This window comes from Achromobacter sp. (assembly GCF_036567245.1).
Classification (GTDB): domain Bacteria; phylum Pseudomonadota; class Gammaproteobacteria; order Burkholderiales; family Burkholderiaceae_B; genus Achromobacter.
On record NZ_DATCUY010000141.1, the window covers coordinates 1 to 16588 of the forward strand.

General features: G+C 65.5%; 19 protein-coding genes. 7 read left to right on the forward strand and 12 right to left on the reverse strand.

Annotated features, from left to right (window positions below; all coding sequences use genetic code 11):
• The 5 genes from VIR09_RS06175 to VIR09_RS06195 form a co-directional block, all read right to left on the reverse strand.
• Nucleotides 1-594: FAD-dependent oxidoreductase (locus VIR09_RS06175; RefSeq protein ID WP_332012075.1), on the reverse strand; the 594-nt coding region annotated here is incomplete at its 3' end.
• 2 nt (nt 595-596) lie between these two features.
• The gene (locus tag VIR09_RS06180; RefSeq protein ID WP_332012076.1) at nt 597-1529 is read right to left on the reverse strand and encodes a dihydrodipicolinate synthase family protein; all 933 of its coding nucleotides are present in this window, start codon (nt 1527-1529) and stop codon (nt 597-599) included.
• Nucleotides 1526-1945: a RidA family protein gene (locus VIR09_RS06185; protein ID WP_332012077.1), complete on the reverse strand. Its 420-nt coding sequence runs from the start codon at nt 1943-1945 to the stop codon at nt 1526-1528. The genes VIR09_RS06180 and VIR09_RS06185 overlap by 4 nt, the downstream gene beginning before the upstream one ends.
• 42 nt (nt 1946-1987) lie before the next feature.
• Nucleotides 1988-2485 (reverse strand): VOC family protein, encoded by a 498-nt coding sequence (locus tag VIR09_RS06190; RefSeq protein WP_332012078.1) that lies wholly within the window; start codon nt 2483-2485, stop codon nt 1988-1990.
• Nucleotides 2486-2566: 81 nt separating this feature from the next.
• Nucleotides 2567-3103 carry a helix-turn-helix domain-containing protein gene (locus tag VIR09_RS06195; RefSeq protein ID WP_332012079.1) on the reverse strand — a complete coding sequence of 179 codons (537 nt, stop codon included), beginning with the start codon at nt 3101-3103 and terminating at the stop codon, nt 2567-2569.
• 235 nt (nt 3104-3338) lie between these two features.
• Between VIR09_RS06195 and VIR09_RS06200 the strand changes: the two genes are divergently transcribed.
• The 3 genes from VIR09_RS06200 to VIR09_RS06210 all read left to right on the forward strand — a co-directional run bounded on the left by VIR09_RS06200 (nt 3339) and on the right by VIR09_RS06210 (nt 6460).
• Entirely contained in the window at nt 3339-3620 is a 282-nt protein-coding gene (locus tag VIR09_RS06200) for a DUF3311 domain-containing protein (RefSeq protein ID WP_332012080.1), read from the forward strand.
• Complete coding sequence (locus VIR09_RS06205; protein WP_332012081.1) at nt 3617-5122, forward strand: sodium:solute symporter family protein; 1506 nt, start codon at nt 3617-3619, stop codon at nt 5120-5122. Before VIR09_RS06200 ends, VIR09_RS06205 begins: the two co-directional genes overlap by 4 nt.
• Nucleotides 5123-5254: 132 nt before the next feature.
• Nucleotides 5255-6460 carry a porin gene (locus VIR09_RS06210; protein ID WP_332012082.1) on the forward strand — a complete coding sequence of 402 codons (1206 nt, stop codon included), beginning with the start codon at nt 5255-5257 and terminating at the stop codon, nt 6458-6460.
• 81 nt (nt 6461-6541) lie between these two features.
• Here VIR09_RS06210 and VIR09_RS06215 read toward each other — a convergent pair whose 3' ends face one another.
• From VIR09_RS06215 to VIR09_RS06225, 3 genes are all read right to left on the reverse strand, one after another.
• On the reverse strand, nt 6542-8425 hold the full coding sequence (locus VIR09_RS06215; protein WP_332012083.1) for a PhoX family phosphatase: 1884 nt from the start codon (nt 8423-8425) through the stop codon (nt 6542-6544).
• Between the two features lie 165 nt (nt 8426-8590).
• On the reverse strand, nt 8591-9871 hold the full coding sequence (locus tag VIR09_RS06220) for a hypothetical protein (RefSeq protein ID WP_332012084.1): 1281 nt from the start codon (nt 9869-9871) through the stop codon (nt 8591-8593).
• Between the two features lie 66 nt (nt 9872-9937).
• Nucleotides 9938-10927, reverse strand: coding sequence for a tripartite tricarboxylate transporter substrate binding protein (locus tag VIR09_RS06225; protein ID WP_332012085.1), 990 nt, complete (start codon nt 10925-10927; stop codon nt 9938-9940).
• 140 nt (nt 10928-11067) lie between these two features.
• Here VIR09_RS06225 and VIR09_RS06230 point away from each other — a divergent pair, with 140 nt between their 5' ends.
• Nucleotides 11068-11973 (forward strand): LysR substrate-binding domain-containing protein, encoded by a 906-nt coding sequence (locus VIR09_RS06230; RefSeq protein WP_332012086.1) that lies wholly within the window; start codon nt 11068-11070, stop codon nt 11971-11973.
• 52 nt (nt 11974-12025) lie between these two features.
• Here the strand turns inward: VIR09_RS06230 and VIR09_RS06235 are convergent, their stop codons facing one another.
• Nucleotides 12026-12253, reverse strand: a complete 228-nt coding sequence (locus tag VIR09_RS06235) for a hypothetical protein (RefSeq protein ID WP_332012087.1) — start codon at nt 12251-12253, stop codon at nt 12026-12028.
• Between the two features lie 199 nt (nt 12254-12452).
• Between VIR09_RS06235 and VIR09_RS06240 the strand changes: the two genes are divergently transcribed.
• Entirely contained in the window at nt 12453-13382 is a 930-nt protein-coding gene (locus tag VIR09_RS06240; RefSeq protein WP_332012088.1) for an NUDIX hydrolase, read from the forward strand.
• Nucleotides 13383-13437: 55 nt separating this feature from the next.
• On the opposite strand, the gene VIR09_RS06245 is transcribed toward VIR09_RS06240, so the two are convergent.
• The gene (locus tag VIR09_RS06245) at nt 13438-13713 is read right to left on the reverse strand and encodes a type II toxin-antitoxin system RelE/ParE family toxin (protein WP_332012089.1); all 276 of its coding nucleotides are present in this window, start codon (nt 13711-13713) and stop codon (nt 13438-13440) included.
• Nucleotides 13713-13979: a ribbon-helix-helix domain-containing protein gene (locus tag VIR09_RS06250; RefSeq protein ID WP_332012090.1), complete on the reverse strand. Its 267-nt coding sequence runs from the start codon at nt 13977-13979 to the stop codon at nt 13713-13715. The genes VIR09_RS06245 and VIR09_RS06250 overlap by 1 nt, the downstream gene beginning before the upstream one ends.
• Nucleotides 13980-14224: 245 nt before the next feature.
• Here VIR09_RS06250 and nadC point away from each other — a divergent pair, with 245 nt between their 5' ends.
• Both nadC and VIR09_RS06260 read left to right on the forward strand, forming a co-directional pair.
• Nucleotides 14225-15109 carry a carboxylating nicotinate-nucleotide diphosphorylase gene (gene nadC, locus VIR09_RS06255; RefSeq protein WP_332012091.1) on the forward strand — a complete coding sequence of 295 codons (885 nt, stop codon included), beginning with the start codon at nt 14225-14227 and terminating at the stop codon, nt 15107-15109.
• An 80-nt stretch (nt 15110-15189) separates the two neighbouring features.
• Nucleotides 15190-16176 carry a tripartite tricarboxylate transporter substrate binding protein gene (locus tag VIR09_RS06260; protein ID WP_332012093.1) on the forward strand — a complete coding sequence of 329 codons (987 nt, stop codon included), beginning with the start codon at nt 15190-15192 and terminating at the stop codon, nt 16174-16176.
• A gap of 22 nt (nt 16177-16198) precedes the next feature.
• On the opposite strand, the gene VIR09_RS06265 is transcribed toward VIR09_RS06260, so the two are convergent.
• The coding region (locus VIR09_RS06265; RefSeq protein ID WP_332012092.1) for a tellurite resistance TerB family protein at nt 16199-16588 on the reverse strand (390 nt) is incomplete at its 5' end.

A 16588-nucleotide genomic window follows, 5' to 3' on the forward strand; every position in this document is an offset into this window, starting at 1 on the left:
CAGCGAGCGCACGCCGGTTGCGCTGCAGATGCGCGCGCCGAGACGAGCGGCTGCCCGGGCGTAGGCCAATGCGCTGCGCCTCGGGTCGGCCTTGCCCTCTCCAGGGCAGAAGGCCGCCGCCAGGATGGACGGGCTCAGGTAGGGCGCGCGGGCCCGCAACGCGTTGCGATCGAGCAGTTCGATCTGCAGGCCGGCGGCCCGCTCGAGCGCAACCTTTTGCTCCAGCCGCTCCACCTGTTCGCCGGTTTCGGCCACCATCAGGCCGCCATGCTGCACCACGCCGAGATCGTCTTGCAGTTCGGCGGCGAGACCGCTCCAGGCGTGTTGGGCATGCAGGTGCAAAGGGATGGCTTCGGCGGCCTTGCGCGCGCTCTCCAGGCCATGCTCGATCATGCGGTATTCAAGCTGGAAATGCAGGCTGCCGGCGTTGCGGCCGGATGCCTGGCTGTTGATCTGGCTCTTTTCCGCCAGCAGCACGTTGACGCCCGCTTTGGCCAGGTAATAGGCGATCGCGCAGCCGAGCAGGCCGCCGCCGATGACAAGCGTGGAGGTGCGGACTGTGGCGCCCGCATCCGGTTGAGCGGCAGGCGTCACGATTATTCCAGCGGTACCGTCGTGATGCCCAGCCCTTCCAGCGTGGCGCGGACCAAGCCGACTTCGGTTTCGGTCAGTTCCAACAGGGGGCGGCGGACATGTCCGGCGGGCACGCCGCGCAACCGCAGCGCCGTTTTGAGTATGGCTTGGGCGCTGCCGAAATTGCCGGCGAAATCCTTGTTGAACCAGGCACCCATGATGACTCGGTCGCGTTCGCCCAGCTTGATGGCGGCAGCCTTGTCGCCGGCCGCGATGCAACGCCAGAAGTCAGGGTGATCCGAGCCGAGGACGCCGCCGGCGCCCATGAGCCCGTCGGCCACGCCCAGTGCGGTCAGGTCGGCGCCCAGCGCCGACGTGGGCATGTTGAAGTAGCGGACCTTGTGGCCCAGTTGATACGCGCCCTTCAGGAACATGCCGAAATCGGGCGTGGAGTTCTTGATCGCGACCACGTGGTCGATATCGGCCAGTTCGTCCAGGAGATCCACGTCCATGTCGACGACGCAGCCACGCGGCCAGTTGTAGATGCAGATGGGGATGTCGGTCGCGTCGGAGACGTCCTGGTAGAACTGGACGAGCTCCCGGCGGCTGGGGACGATGTAGGGAGGCGGGGTCAGGATGATCCCGTCCAGCCGCGCCCGCTGCGCGGCACGCGCATGCTGGATGGCTTCCGCGGCGGTATAGGCATTGCAGCCGCCCAGGATGGTGATGCGGCCGTCGATCGCACGGCTGGATTCCTGAAAAAGCAGTGCGCGTTCGGCCTCGTTCATGCTGAACCATTCGCCCGAGGTCCCGGCCAGAATCACGCCATGCATGCGTTCCTGCACGTACCATTCCAGCTGCCGGGGCAGGGCGGACCAATCCAGGTCGCCATCGCGCTTGAAGGGTGTGGTGATGGCGGGGATGTAGCCTGTCCAGTTGATGTCGTTGCGGTTCATGCAGATGTTCCTTGGTCCAGTGCCGCGTCGGCTTCGATTTCGATGAGGAATTCAGGTAGCGCCAGCGCCTGGACGCCGATGAAGGTGTTGGCGCCGGGGACCGCACCGCCATAGAAGGCGCTGATTTCCGCGCATATCGGTCCCAGGTTTTCGGGCTTGTGATTGACCACGTAGGTGCGCAGGCGCAGCACGTCGGCCGGCGTGGCGCCGGCGGCAGCCAGCACCCGCTTGAGGTTGTCCAGCGCCTGCCGGGCTTGCGCGACCACGTCGCCTGCGCCGATCAGGTTGCGATCCTTGTCCCATGCGACCTGGCCGGCCAGGTGCAAGCTGCGGGCGCCACGCTGTTCAGTGGCGTGCGAGAAGCCGAAAGGCAGGCTCGCGTACAGGGAGTCCGGGTTGATGGCGGTGCGTGTCACGATGTGCTGCTCCAGTAGTGTGCAAGTGGGCCTGTCGCCTGTTCAGGCTGGCCGGGCATGGGCCGCAAGCTCGAAGATGTTCTTCCAGGGATCCAGAAAGCGTTGAAACTGCGAGCCCGACGTCGGCCCTTCGGAGAAGGCAATGCGTTCGAAGACCGTGCATCCGTTGTCGCGCAGTATTTGCGCCGCGGCTTCCAGGTCCTGTACCTCGATGCTGAGGTGGTAGCTGCCTACCCGGTCACAGGAGGCCGGGCTGCCGGCTTCACCGGGCGCCTTCTCGTACTCGAAAATCTCGATCCTGGCGCCGCCTGGCAGGACGAGCATGGCGAGCTCGAGTCCGGCACCCTTGACGCCCAGATGCGCCTCCGTCCAGTCTCGGCCATCCGCGGCGCCAGGCAGTTGCGCGGCATGGACCGGGCCGAGCCGATACAGGACACGCGCGCCGAAAACGCGCTCATAGAACGCGACCACCGGATCGAGTTTTTCGACGGTCCAGGACACGTGATCGATACGAGAAATTCCCAAGGGATTGTTCTGCACGGCGTTGCTCCATGAATGGCGGGACGAGTGCCGCCGCGCCGGGGCGCGGCGGCGTATGGAACCTGCGTAGTCGGAGCCCGGTCAGGGGCTGGGAGGCGTGATGGAAAGTAGGATTTCGGTCGCCGTGGCGGAGTCGTTGCGGTAGCGGTGCGCAAGCCGGGCGTCGAACGAGATGCTCTCGCCGCTGGCGACCAGGTAGTCCACGCCCGCGATCTGTGCGATCAGTTCGCCGCGGATGACGTAGACGGATTCGCTCGACGGATGGCCGCGAGGTTCGTCCGCAGAAACCTGTCCGGGTTCGAGCACCGCGCGCAGTACTTCCAGATCGCCCTGGCCGGCGGTCAGCCGTTCATAGCCAACCTGCCCCGCCGGGGCGGTCAATTTGGTGCGATTGCCAGGACGGCTTATCCAGACCGAAGGCGCGCTGGGCTCCGCAAAGAGCGAAGTGATGGATTCGCCAAACACCGCAGCCAGACGGCGGATGGTTTCGAGGCTGGGGTCGGTGATCGAGCGTTCCACCTGGCTTAGCAGGGTAGCGGATACCCCCGCCTGGCCCGCCAGATCGCGCAGCGACAGGTTGCGTGCCGTTCTCAGCTCTTTCAAGCGTTCACCAATCATGTTGCCTATTCCGTATCTGCTGAATCCTGGTGTGCATTTGTGCTGCACATTTCTTGTCCTTCTGTACGTATTTAGTTTACAGCAAAGATTCGGTAGTCACCCTACAAAAAGAAGTTTTGTAGAGTAGTGGTAAACACCAGTGCGTCTGAGGATGAGGATGTGCGTAGAATTTGTGTGCAGTGTGGTTGCACAAATAAATCCGCAACCGTGCAGTTCAACTTTACGTGAGTCCATAATGGAAAATTCGGTTCAACCGGCTTGCCGGTCTGGGCGGCAGCTGCATCGATGGCTGCTGATCCTCCCCTTCATCTGGCAAGCGGTGCTCGCTCCCTGGGTGAACGATGTGGCATACCGGCCGCTGGGCCTGCCGTTCCCGATGGCGTGGCAGATGGCCGGAATCGTGTTGGCCAGCATCGTGATCGGAGCGGTGTTCCGGCTTGACCGGCTCGCCGGCGTCGAGGACGAGGAGGCTGCTTTCCTCGCGGCGACTCCTGCGCACAACGGGAGCCATCCATGACGCTAAGCATGGTTTTCGTCATTTTGTTCGCGACGCTCGCCGGCGCGCTGGGCTATGGGCGCCGCGCCAAGCGAGGCAAGACGCTCGCGGAGTGGGCGGTCGGCGGCCGTAGCCTGGGGACGCTGATCTTCTGGTTCATGAACGCGGGAGAGGTCTACACCACCTTCGCGGTACTGGGCATCTCGGGCTACGCATGGGCGCTGGGAGCGCCCGCCTATCTGGCGTTCTGCTCGGTGTCGTTGAGCTACGCGCTGGGCTACTGGTTGATGCCCAAGATCTGGCGCGCCGGCCGGGCCGGCGGCTTCGTCACGCAGGCCGATTACTTCGCCGCGCGCTATGGCGCACCCTGGCTGGGCGTGCTGACAGGCGTCATCGGCATCGCCTCGCTGGTCATCTACGTGCAGATCCAGCTCATCAGCCTCGGGCTGGTGGTGCAACTGACGTTGGACGGCCGGGTCTCGACCGTGACGGCAACCATGGTCGCGGCCGCGCTGATGATCGCGTTCGTGTTCGCGGCCGGCATGCGTTCGGCGGCATTTGCCGCGGGCGTCAAGGATGTGTTGATGATCGTGGTCGTCGTCGTGCTCAGCGCCACGGTGGCGAGCACGGTCGGAGCCGCCTCGCTGCTTGATATTTTCGACATGGCCGAAGCCGCCTATCCGGGAATCGGCAAATTCCCGGGCATCGATCCGGCATCGCCGACGACTTCGGTCTGGCTCATGACTTCTGCATTGAACATCGCGCTGGGCAACTGGGTCTTTCCGCATCTCTTCCAGATGTGCTATTCGGCGCACAGCGCAACCGTCATCCGGCGCAATGCCATCTGGCAGCCGCTGTATTCGCTGGCCTACTTTTTCATCATCCTGCTGGGGTTTGCGGCCTTGCTTGCCGGGACGCAGCCGCCAGGGAACAATCTGAACGCCGCGCTGCTGCAATTCGTCGCGACATCCTATCCCGCATGGGTGGTGGGGCTGGTGGCGGGCACGGGCTTCCTGCTGGCGCTGGTGCCCGGTTCCCTGCTGCTGCTTTCGGCGGGCACCATCTTCACGCGCAATATTGTGCAGCCGTTCTGGAAAGGAATGCCCGAGGCCATGTCATTGCGCCTTTCGCGCGTGTCGCTGATCGGCTTTGCCTTGCTTGCGGCTTTCCTGTCGATTCATCAGGGCAGCTCGCTGGTGCGGATTCTGCTGAACGCCTACGCCGCGATAGGAATGCTGGCGCCACCGGTGTTTTTCGGCTTTCTCTGGAAGCGCACCACCGCGGCTGGCGTGCTGGCCGGGCTGGTCGCGGGCTTCGTAGCGCTGCTTGCGCCATTCGCATCGCAGTACTGGGAAGCCGTGGCGCCTGAGTGGGAGCCTGGCCTGATTGCGATGGCGATCAATGCCGTGGCCGTGATCGTGGTCAGCCTGCTGACGTCCGCTCCCCGGGCCGCCGCGATTGCGGTCGGCATGCAGCCCAAGCTGCTGCCGTCTTCGGCATCCATGCGCGACCAGACTCCCTAGCGCCCCGCGCAGCCTCCGGGTGCGTGGAGGCTGCCTTTCTCCCAATCGATCCCCAGTCTTGCTCGTCCGGCGCGCCATGCGGCCGGATGCGGCTTCGTTGCGCTCCTGTCCATTACTGTTTGAGAGCTATCCATGAAGAAGATCGGCTTGTGTCTGTCCTTGTTGGTTGTCGCCCCGCAGGCTTTTGCGGCCCAGAGCAGCGTCGAGCTGTACGGCATGCTTGACTCCGGCCTTACCTATGTCAGCGGCGGCGGCAATGGCAGCGCCATACGCGCGGATATCTGCGGCCCGCAGGGCTGCAACCGTTTCGGCCTGCGCGGCCGGGAGGATCTGGGCGACGGCGTTGCCACCGTGTTCGTGCTGGAAAACGGCTTCAACCTGCAGAACGGCAAGCTCGGCCAGGGTGGCTTGCTGTTCGGCCGCCAGGCCTATGTCGGCTTTTCCAGTGAACGCTACGGCGCCTTGACGCTCGGACGCCAATACGACTCCCTGTCGGATACGGTCGGCATGTTCCCGTCCAGCAACAATTTCGCCACGGGCTATGGGTCGCATTTTGGCGACCTGAACAACCTCAACCAGTCGATCCGGATCAACAACGCGGTGAAGTATGTGAGTCCCAGCGCGAATGGCCTACGCCTGCACAGCATGTACAGCTTTGGCGGGAAGACCGGCGATTTTGCGGCGAACCGGTCATGGGCGCTGGCCGGCTCGTACGCGGACGGGCCTTTCGCGATGGCCGCGGGCTATCTGGACATTCATCCGCCCGCGACCCGCGCCAATGGCACAGGGGGCGTGTACGAATCCAATAGCAACTACGTCGGCGCGCTGGGCCAGTACGTGGGCTTGCAGGATGCCGATGCGATGAAGGTGCTAGGCGTGGGGGCGTCCTATCAGTTCGGCGCCGCGACGGTCGGCTTTACCTACGCGCGCACGCTGCTCAGGAACAGCCAGTACTTCGTGGTGAACAGCTTTCCCGGTGCGGGCAGCGGCGGCGATTTCACCATGGACAGCTATGAACTGATGACGACCTACCGGTTCACGCCAGCGTTTTCCTTCGGCGTGGCATACATCTACAACGCCGGCCGCGCGGACTATCAGAAGCTGAAGCCCAAATTCCATCAGATCAATCTCGGCGCCAGCTACACGCTTTCAAAAAGGACGGAGCTATACAGCGCGGTCATTCTGCAAAAGGCGGGCGGGGACGGAATCGCGCCCGTGCTGGGGGCGGGCGGAGCCGTGGTCGGACGGTCCGCGATCGCGGAGATCCCCGGGGCTGGCGCCGATTCGGGATCCAACAGGCAAGCGCTGGTGACGATGGGCTTCAGCCACAGGTTCTGATGGTGGGCAGGCATGAGGCCCTGCCCAGGTGCGCGGCGCCGCCCGGCCTGTGCAGCCGGGCGGCGTCCTGCGGCAGAACGCTTACGCGCCCACCGGCTTCCCATCCGTACGCCGCACCACCACCGTCGCCGAACGGGCATCGCCGCCGCCTGCGCGCAGCGTGTTCCAGGTCTGGTCCGGGTGCTGGATATTGATGAAGAACGTGGTCAGGTCCGGCGTGTAGGCGATGCCGGTGATTTCGCAGCCCAGCGGGCCGACCAGGAAGCGCTTGGATTCGCCGGTCTTCTGGTCGATGTAGTACATCGAGTTATTGCCGAAGAAGTCCGTGGTCGAGGTGCCGGTGCCGGCGTCGGTCTGGACCCACAGGCGGCCCTTGGGGTCGACGCGGATGCCGTCGGGGCTGGAGAACGTGTCGCCATTGACGTTTCCGGTCAGGTTGGCGGCCACGCCGTCGGCCTTGTCACGGCCGGCCAGCAGCAGCAGGTCCCACTCGAAGGTGGTGGCCAGCGGGGAGTTGCCGCGTTCGTGCCAACGGATGATGTGGCCGTGCGAGTTGCTGACGCGCGGGTTGGCGGCGCTGGTGCGCTTGCGGCTGCCGTTGTTGGTCAGCGTGCAGTACACGGTCTTGTCCACGCCCACCGTGATCCACTCGGGGCGGTCCATCAGCGTGGCGCCGGCGACGCGGGCGGCGGCCTGGGTCTTGACCAGTACGTCGGCCTGCGTGTTGAAGTCGACGAGCGTGCCCGTGATCACGGTGCCGCTGTTCACCTGGGTGAAGTTGCCGGGGTCGGTGGCGCCGGTGGTCAGATTGTTCTTGCCTACCGTCAGTTCGACCCAGTTGCCGCTGCCGTCGTCGTTGAAGCGCGCGGCGTATAGCGTGCCTTCGTCCAGCAGGCCCATGTTGGCGGCGCGGTTGGCCGGGTCGTAGGGCTTGGAGGGTATGAACTTGTAGATGCAGCCGGGCGTGGTGTCGTCGCCCATGTAGAAGGCGACACGGTTGTTCTCATCCAGCATGAAAGCCGTGTTCTCGTGGCTGAAGCGGCCCATCGCGGTGCGCTTGACGGCGGTCGAGTCCGGGTTCTGCGGATCGATTTCCACCACCCAGCCATAGCCCTCGTCGGCCGGCTTGCCGGTGTCGCCGGCCTTGTAGTGGTAGTTGTTGAGCGTTTCTTCGCAGGTCAGATAGGTGCCCCAGGGCGTGTCGCCGCTGGAACAGTTGTTCAGGGTGCCGACGACGGTGTTGCCGACCAGGGCCTTGGCGGGGCCGCTGACGTTGTAGACCGTGTTGCCGGTGTAGCGCTTGTTGTAGCGCGAGTCGGTCTTGACGGCCCAGGCGCCGTTGGCGCCGCGCGCGATTTCGATGACGGACACGCCGACGTTGGACAGGCGGGTCCGCAAGCCTTCGACGTTCTGGTCCAGGGTTTCGTCGTCCAGCGCTTCGTGGTTCAACACCAGCAGGCCGCCCTGGTTGGGGTCCACGCCGGGCAGGGCATAGAAGTGCATGCCGTCGTGCTGGCCGCCGGATTGGGTCTCGGTGGCGGGATAGGATTGCGGCACGCCGGCGTAGCCGGCCGAGCCGATCATGCACTTGTCGCCGGCCGAGTACAGCACTTCGGCGACATAGCCCGTGGGTACGGTGACGGTATCGGCGACGATCTTGTCGGCCAGCGGCGTGAACGTGACTGAATAGTCGGGACCGGGGGGCGGCGTGACGACGCCCTCATCCGGCTTGCCTTCGCTGGGCGGGGGGGCGGAAGTATCGTCATCGTCATCGTCGCCGCCACAGGCGGTCAGCAGAGTCGAGGCGCCGAACACCGACAACATTGACAGGCCGAAGCTGTTCTTCAGCAAAGTGCGGCGCTCGGGATTCGCAGCGACGATGTCTTCGAGCATCTGCCCGGGAACAGTGACTTCGCCCTGGGCTTCGCGATAGGGGGCGCGCAATTTATCGGTCAAGTAGGACATTCCAACCTCATGGTGTCGCGAACGAATCGCTCAGTTATCTGTAAGAAAAACGAAAGCGAGATTAAAGGTTGGTCGTTACACAGGGGTGACGATAGTGTGAAGTCCTTGTCATGGAGTGTGTAGTCCGCCGCCTGGCCGAGGCGGCGGGCGGGCCTGGCGTGTGGCCTAGCCGCGCGGTCCGACGATGGGCGTGACGTCCAGCACGTACATCTGCCGTTCGCCTTCATGCACCGAGTCGATGCAGACCTGCGTGCCGTCGCGGCTCCAGCGCGGATGCAGGTCGCAGCGGTTCTCCTTGGACAGGTGGGGATCGGCGTAGAAGCTGCCCAGCGCGTGGCGCAGGCCGGTCTGCATGTCGTAGAGAAACAGGATGCGTTCGTGCGTGGTCGAGTCCGGATAGGTGTCGCTGAGCAGCCAGCGCGTATTCACCGGCGAATAGGTCATGTGGCCGTTCTCCGTCAGCACGCCGTCGCCCACGACCTGGACCGCGCCGCCCGGCGCGTCGCGGTAGAGGTGGTAGTGGATGTTGCCGTCATGCGGGCCCCACACGATGATCGTCTGGTCGTCGCGCCACAGCGGATGCGAGATCTGGTATTCGGATTTCTCGTAGTCGAAAGTGCCGACCGCGCTGGGGTCGAAGTCGTCGGCCAGCTGCGGCAGCGGGTGGTCGGAGCATTCCAGGAGGCGCATGTCGCTGCCATCCGCGTTCATGGTGATGAGGCGGTGCAGGAAGCAGGTCTCGTCCTTCACGCGCTCGGTCCAGCGATGCAGGAACAGGATGCGGGAGGACGAGGGATTGACCTCGATGTGGCTGACCCAGTGGATGGCGCGTTCCATCGAGCCGCGCGGATGGAAGTTGCGCAGGTCGGCGTAGCTGACCAGCAGGCGGTGCTCGCCGCTTTCCAGATCCATGCTGTGGATGCCGTCGTCGGCCGGGGCGTTGGCCACGGGGCCGGGCGCGTGTTCGCTATAGCCGATGGTCTCGTGCGTGATGTAGAGGCGGCGGTAGTCGACGCAGAGCGCATAGCGGCTGTTGGGCGCGGCCACGTAGATGGGCAGCGGCAGATAGCGTGTCTGGCCGGTGGCGACGTTGTGGACGGCGGAGCGGAAGCCCGGATAGAAGCCGCTGTCGTCGTCGCGGCGGCAGTTGTAGATCATCTGCGGCTCGGTCTCGCCGTCCAGCCATTGCAGCTGGCAGCCCATCTGCCAGTTCCAGGCCGTGGTGCTGCCCACGGCGTGGTAGCGGTCGCCATCCTGCAGGTCGAAGTAGCCCACCTCGGCGCTCAGCGTGGGCGTGAGCGGCGCGTCCTTGAACGGCGTGCGGTTGGCCAGCAGGTAGCGGCCGTCGCGATGCCAGACGGTCTTGTTGTAGTAGCCGAAGAAATGATGGTGTGGCGTGGCGCCCAGGCGGCGGGAGGCGATGGGCGTGGCGAGCATGCGGTTCATGGATGGCGGAGCAAGGATGAAGTCGGAAAGAAAAGGGCGGCGCAGGCGCCGCCCCGTGGCAGGCGATCAGCCCGCGGTGATGTGTTCGGTCTCGATGACCTTGTTCCAGCGGGCGCGTTCACGTTCGACGAAATCGCGCGCTTCGGCGGGGCTGTTGCCCACCGGCGTCATGCCCAGGCGCTCCAGGCCTTCGCGGAATGCCGGGTCGGCGTAGACGCGACGCAGGTCGGCGCTGATCTTCTCGATCAGCGCGTCCGGCACGTCCTTGCCGGCCGCCAGCGTGGTCCACGAGGTGACCGTCAGGCCGGGCAGGCCGGCTTCGGCGGCGGTAGGCACGTCGGGCAGGGCGGGTGAGCGGGTGGCGCCGGTGATGGCCAGCGCCTTCAGCTTCTTGGCCTGGATGTAGCCGATGGTGGTGGGCACGTTCTCGAACAGCAGCTGGATCTGGCCGCCAAGCAGATCGTTGGTGGCGGCGGAACTGCCGCGGTAGGGGATGTGCACGATGGGCGCCTGCGCGGCCATCTTGTAGAGCTCGCCGACCATATGCACGGACGAACCCACGCCGGCCGAGCCGAAGTGCAGCGTTTCCGGTTTGGCCTTTGCCAGTGCGGTGAGTTCGGCCAGGGTGTTCGCTTCCAGCGCGGGATTGGCCACCACCACGTGCGGCATCTCGGCCACGATGGTGATCAGCTTCAGATCGCGGGCCGGCTGGTAGTTGAGATTTTTGTAGACCCCGTAGGTGGCGTGCAGGCCGATGGAGCCGAGCAGCAGGGTATAGCCGTCCGGGCCGGAGTCGGCGACGAACTTGCCGCCGATGTGGCCGCCTGCGCCGGGACGGTTTTCCACCACCACCGACTGGCCGTAGAGTTTGCCCAGGTGCTCGGCCAGCAGGCGGCCCTGGATGTCGGAACTGCCGCCCGCGGTGAAGGGCACGATGATGCGTATCGGCCGGTCGGGATAGTTGGCTTGCGCGTGCGCGGCCAGCGGCAGCGCGGCGGCCGTCACGCTCAGGCACAGCGTTTGCAGGAGGTGGCGCCAGGAGCGGCGGAGGTTCATGTGGTTTCCCCTGGGAGGTTGGATAGTGCGGGGGCGCATCTGGCGGCGCCCTTGGGAAAACCAGTGTAGAAGTCGACAGGTATTTGAAAAAATTCTTTTTTAAACATAGGCTATGCAGAATTGCTATACATTGCCCAATCATGAGCCGACCCCTGAATTTCCGCCAGATCGAAGCCTTCCACGCGGTCATGCTGGCCGGCACCACGACCGGCGCCGCGCAGATGCTGCGCACCACCCAGCCTTCGGTCAGCCGCTTGCTGGCGCAGGTGCAGCAGGCCAGCGGCCTGAAGCTGTTCGACATGGAGCGCGGGCGCTTGCGGCCCACGCGCGAAGCCAAGGACCTGTTCGATACCGTCCAGCGCCATTTCGTGGGACTGGAGCGCATCGAGGATCGCGTCGCGGCGATGCGGCGCAGCGGTAGCGGGGTGCTGCGCCTGGCCTGCACTCCGGCGCTGGGCCTGGGCGTGCTGCCGGGCGCGATCGAGACCTTCGCGCAGCGCTATCCCGACGTCCACATCAATATGCAGACCGTGGGCAGCCAATATCTGCGCGAAGGGCTGCTGCACGGCACCTACGATGTGGTGGTGACCACGGCGCCACTGGACGGCGCGCAACTGGAAATGCAGGGCCTGCACCAGAGCGCCGCGGTGTGCGTGATGCGGCCCGATCATCCACTCGCGGTGCAGCCGTCCGTCGGCATCATGGACTTGGACGGGCGGCGTCTGCTGGTGCTGAACGCGGACGACGACGTCTATCTGCAGCTACGCGGCGCCATGCAGGAGCACCAGGTGCAACCTGCGTCGGAAATCGAGACCACCTATTCGTCCACCATCTGCGCGCTGGCCGCCGCCGGCAGCGGGCTGGGCGTGGTCAATCCCTACATCGCCGCGGTGTTCGCGGACCGCCTGGCGATACGGCCATTCACGCCGCGCCTGCCGGTCCGCGTCAGCATGGCCTATCCCGCGCAGACCGCGCCGTCTTCAGTGACGGAGGCCTTCGTGGAGATCCTGGCGCGCGGATTCCAGGCGCTGCCAAGCGCGGCCTGAGCGCTGTGGGGGCGGCGCCCGGGCTCGCGTATCATCGTGCCATCGCGCCGGCTCAGCTTTTGCGGTTTTCGTAAGAAGTATCCAGCACGTCATCTTCCGGGGTGATGATGCCGGGTTCGCCGGGTTCCGCAATGGCGCGTCCGCGCCGCGGCATGCCGGCGACCTCCTTGCTGTGGTCCGGCATCGGCAGCACTTCGGTGCCTTTGCGCGGGTCGACGGCGACGGGTTGTTCCGTTTCGGCGGCCTTGGCCGCCTGCGGATCGGGGGCGGTTTTCAACATGATGTCTGCTCCGCTTGCGGGCGTCCCAGGATGGCGACGCGCCTGATTGCCGCTTCCATCTTAGGACGTGACAAGCATCTGGGAGCAGGAATGCCTGTCACGTTTGCAAGGGGCTGTTGCAGGAGCCCGACCCTTATAATTTCCAGCGCCTTGCGGCTTGCCGCCAGCCGCCCGGTTTCTCACTTTCCATACGCCTACCTTGACTGAATCCGTCGAACGCTCCGTCCATGCTGAACTCGTTGCCGTGCTGGTCGCCGTCACCAACGGCGAGCCGCGGGTGCTGACGACCGACGATGCGCGCGCCCTGCCGGCAGGCCCCTTCGAACTGTCGCACCGCTCGCTGCAGGCCGGCCTGCGCGCCTGGGTGGAGCAGCAGACCCATCACCCGCTGGGCTATGTGGAACAGCTCTACACCTTCGCCGACGGCGACCGCTCCGATGAATCGGGCGCGCGCGTCATGTCGGTCAGCTATCTGGGCCTGACGCGCGAGGCCGGCGAGACCGGCGTGGCGCAAGTCGGCTGGCAGGACTGGTACCGCTACTTCCCCTGGGAAGACCGGCGTACGGGCACGCCCGCGCTGGTGGAAGAACTGATCGTGCCGCGCCTGGCCGCCTGGTGCGAAGACCATTCCGATGCGGCTGTGCGCATGCGCCGCCGCCAGCGCGCTGCCATCACCTTCGGGTTGGACGGCTCGCCGTGGAACGAGGACATGGTGCTGCAGCGCTACGAACTGCTGTTCGAGGCCGGGCTGGTACCCGAAGCGGCGCGGCGCGGGGGCAAGGGCGCAGCGGTGCCGGGCGAACCCATGCGCCATGACCATCGCCGCATCCTGGCCACGGGCATCGCGCGGCTGCGGGCCAAGATCAAGTACCGGCCCGTGGTGTTCGAATTGATGCCGGCGCAGTTCACCTTGCTGCAATTGCAGCTGGCCGTGGAAGCGTTGGCCGGGCGCGCCCTGCACAAGCAGAATTTCCGCCGCCTCATCGAGCAGCAAGCGCTGGTGGAAGAGACTGGCGAAATGGCCACGGGCACGGCCGGCAGGCCGGCCAAGCTGTTCCGGTTCCGGCGCGACGTGCTGCTGGAACGCGCTATTGCTGGCAGCAAATTGCCGCTGTCGCGGGCGATGTGACGGTCGGATGCGCCATGGGCTTGCGAGTCCAGCTTACCCGATGAGGCGCGGAGGTTCAGCGATTCTCGCGGGTGTGCCATAGCCGCAGCACGTAGACGATCGAGTCCTGAATTTCGTACTGGACTTCGTACTCTCCCACCAGAATTCTCCGTATCTCTCGCGGTTCGTACTGAAACAGTTGTTCGCCGATGCGCGGGTTGGTCAGCAGGATGGTGGCAGCCTTGGTCAGCGCCTGCACTGCCCGAGCGGCAGCGGGCTGGCTTACTGGAACCAGAAATTCATACAAGCGCGCTAAGTCGGAAAGCGCCTTGCTGGTCCACTTGAGCGCCATCAACGCGGCACCGGCAGGGGCTCGTCCGTACTCAGGCTCTCTGCCCACGCTTGCACGGCCGAATGGTCAATGACGCGGCCCGCGTCCACGTCGGCCAACGCTTCCTGGGTCAGCCGGTCGCGCTCCTCTTCCTGGGCGATCCAGGCGGAAAGCGCCTGTTTCACGACCCAGCCGCGCGAGCGTTCAAGCCGGGCGGCCATCTGATCTACCTTGTTGGCAAGCGGAAGCGGCACGTGTGCGGTCAGAACTTTGGTTGCTGCTGTCATGTTGCACCTATCGGAACTTGATCTTGCCTGCATCAGGCGACAGTGTGATCACGGTGAGGTAGATGTCGGACTCGATGACACGCCACATGATCTCTAAATAATCATAGTGATTAAAATTTAATCGATCAAATGAGCCATTCCAGATCGGACGGGTAATGGTCGACGCTTGACAAGCTTTATGCTCGTCTCTAGCATAAATGGTGCGCAATTCCTGCGCGCCTTTTTTTAATCATTAAATACTCAAAATGAGCATTAAAGCCGCAGCGCCTCTGACCATCGCCCGACTGCCCGTTCCCCCTCTACCGGAAGTCATGCTGGAGCCGCTGGTGCGCGCGGCCTTGCTCGAGGACCTGGGACGCGCCGGCGACCTGACCACCGATGCCATCGTGCCCGCCGACGCCACGGCGCAGACCCGCCTGGTTGCGCGCCAGGAGGGCGTGCTGGCCGGGCTGGACCTGGCGCGCCTGGCATTTCGCGCCATGGACCCGGGCATCAAGTTCGAGGTCGCGCTGCGTGACGGCAGCGAGCTGCAGCCGGGGGCGGAAATCGCTCGTATCAGCGGCAATGCGCGCGCCATGCTGACGGCCGAGCGCGTGGCACTGAATTTCCTGTGCCATCTGAGCGGTGTGGCCAGCGCCACCGCGTCCATCGCCCGCGCCATCGAAGGCTACGGCGCCCGCGTCACCTGCACCCGCAAGACCATGCCGGGCCTGCGCGCCGTGCAGAAGTACGCGGTGCGCGTGGGCGGGGGCAGCAATCACCGCCACGGCCTGGACGACGCGGTGCTGATCAAGGACAACCACATCGCGCTGGCGGGCGGAGTCGCCACGGCAGTCGAGCGGGCGCGCGCCGGCATCGGCCATATGGTCAAGATCGAACTTGAAGTGGACACGCTGGAGCAGCTGGAAACGGCGCTGTCACTGGGCGTGGACGTGGTGTTGCTGGACAACATGAGCCTGGACGACCTGCGCCGCGCGGTCGCCATGGCGCGCGGCCGCGCCATCACCGAGGCCTCGGGCCGTATTACGCCCGAAACGGCTTCTGCCGTGGCGGCCACCGGCGTGGACCAGATCGCGGTGGGTTGGATCACCCATAGCGCCAAGGTGCTCGACATCGGCCTGGACGCCTGAGCCATTTCGCCGGCCTACGGCCGGCATTGCCCATGTTGCTGCGCACCCAAGTCGCGCAGCAACGCTTGCAAGCCCGCATCATGAATCGCCTGCTTCGCTCTGCTCTCACGTTTCTGGTCCTGCCGCTGGCCGCCTGCGGCAATTCGCCTTCGGGCGAAGCGCCCAAGGACGCGGCGTATCCCTCCCATCCCATCACCATCGTGGTGACGTTTCCGCCGGGCGGCGGCACCGACCTGCTGGCGCGCCGCATTGGCGCCAGCCTGCAAGAGCAGTTCGGCATGGCGGTGGTGGTGGAAAACCGTCCCGGGGCCAGCGGCAATATCGGCGCGCGCGCCGTGGCCGAGGCGCCTGCCGACGGCTATACGCTGCTGATGGTCAACAGTTCCTTCGCGATCAATCCGGGGGTCTACGGCAACCTGGGTTTCGCGCCCAAGGGGGATTTCGCGGCAGTCATCAATGTGGCCTTCGTGCCTTCGGTGTATGTGGTGCCGGCGGCTTCGCCCTGGCACAGCCTGGACCAAGCGCTGGCCGCCGCCGCGCCGGACCGGCCACTGCCGTTCGCGTCCTGCGGCAACGGCACGCCGCAGCACTTGGCCGGCGAGATGCTGGCGCGCGCCACCGGTGCGCCTTTGCAGCACGTGCCCTACAAGGGTTGCGGCCCCGCGCTGACCGACGTGACTGCGGGCCAGGTGGGCATGGGCGTGGTGACGGCCTCCAGCGCCGCGCCGTTGATCGCGGCCGGCAAGCTGCGGGCCTTGGCGGTGACCTCGCCGGCACGTTCGCCGCTGCTGCCATCGGTGCCGACGGTGGCCGAGCAAGGAGTATCCGGCTATGCGCTGGACCAGTGGCATGGCCTCCTGGCGCCGGCGGCCACGCCGCCCGCGGTGGTGGCCAAGCTGAATGCGGCGGTGGCGAAGATCGTCCAGCGCCCGGAGGTGCAGGCGGCGCTGCGCGAACAGGGTTTCACGCCCGCCAGCAGCACGCCGCGCGGATTCCAGGAAATGATCGACGCCGATATCGACCGCTACACCGCCTTGACGGCGGCGATCGGCCTGCGCGCCGACTAAACGATGCGCAGGCCAGCCGGCCTCAGGCGACGGCGGCCCGGGCGTGCTGTTCCAGCTGTTCCTTCAAGCCCGGCTGCAGCTTGAGCTGGCGCGCCAGTTCGTCCAGATAGGCGCGCTCCATATAGCTTTCCTCGTCCACCACCAACAGGCTGGCCAGATACATCTCGGCCGCCATCTCCGGCGTCTGCGCGGCTTGCGCGATGACGGAAGGATCCAGCGGACGCGACAACTCGGCTTCGAGCCAGCGGCGGTCCTGCGCATCCGACGACAACTTGGACAGTTCGGTTTCGAGCAGGGTGCGTTCTTCCGGGCCGATGTGGCCGTCGGCCTTGGCCGCGCCAATCATGGCGGTCAGCACGGCGGTGCTGTGCTGCTCGGCCTGGGGCGCGGGCAGGCGGTCCAGCGTCTGCGG

Bases quoted from the DNA above. Each gene is read 5' to 3' on its own strand.
- VIR09_RS06180 (WP_332012076.1), bottom strand. From the start codon at position 1,529: ATGAACCGCAACGACATCAACTGGACAGGCTACATCCCCGCCATCACC.
- VIR09_RS06210 (WP_332012082.1), top strand. From the start codon at position 5,255: ATGAAGAAGATCGGCTTGTGTCTGTCCTTGTTGGTTGTCGCCCCGCAG.
- VIR09_RS06200 (WP_332012080.1), top strand. From the start codon at position 3,339: ATGGAAAATTCGGTTCAACCGGCTTGCCGGTCTGGGCGGCAGCTGCAT.
- VIR09_RS06230 (WP_332012086.1), top strand. From the start codon at position 11,068: ATGAGCCGACCCCTGAATTTCCGCCAGATCGAAGCCTTCCACGCGGTC.
- VIR09_RS06215 (WP_332012083.1), bottom strand. From the start codon at position 8,425: ATGTCCTACTTGACCGATAAATTGCGCGCCCCCTATCGCGAAGCCCAG.
- nadC (WP_332012091.1), top strand. From the start codon at position 14,225: ATGAGCATTAAAGCCGCAGCGCCTCTGACCATCGCCCGACTGCCCGTT.
- VIR09_RS06260 (WP_332012093.1), top strand. From the start codon at position 15,190: ATGAATCGCCTGCTTCGCTCTGCTCTCACGTTTCTGGTCCTGCCGCTG.
- VIR09_RS06235 (WP_332012087.1), bottom strand. From the start codon at position 12,253: ATGTTGAAAACCGCCCCCGATCCGCAGGCGGCCAAGGCCGCCGAAACG.
- VIR09_RS06250 (WP_332012090.1), bottom strand. From the start codon at position 13,979: ATGACAGCAGCAACCAAAGTTCTGACCGCACACGTGCCGCTTCCGCTT.
- VIR09_RS06220 (WP_332012084.1), bottom strand. From the start codon at position 9,871: ATGAACCGCATGCTCGCCACGCCCATCGCCTCCCGCCGCCTGGGCGCC.
- VIR09_RS06205 (WP_332012081.1), top strand. From the start codon at position 3,617: ATGACGCTAAGCATGGTTTTCGTCATTTTGTTCGCGACGCTCGCCGGC.
- VIR09_RS06195 (WP_332012079.1), bottom strand. From the start codon at position 3,103: ATGATTGGTGAACGCTTGAAAGAGCTGAGAACGGCACGCAACCTGTCG.
- VIR09_RS06225 (WP_332012085.1), bottom strand. From the start codon at position 10,927: ATGAACCTCCGCCGCTCCTGGCGCCACCTCCTGCAAACGCTGTGCCTG.
- VIR09_RS06245 (WP_332012089.1), bottom strand. From the start codon at position 13,713: ATGGCGCTCAAGTGGACCAGCAAGGCGCTTTCCGACTTAGCGCGCTTG.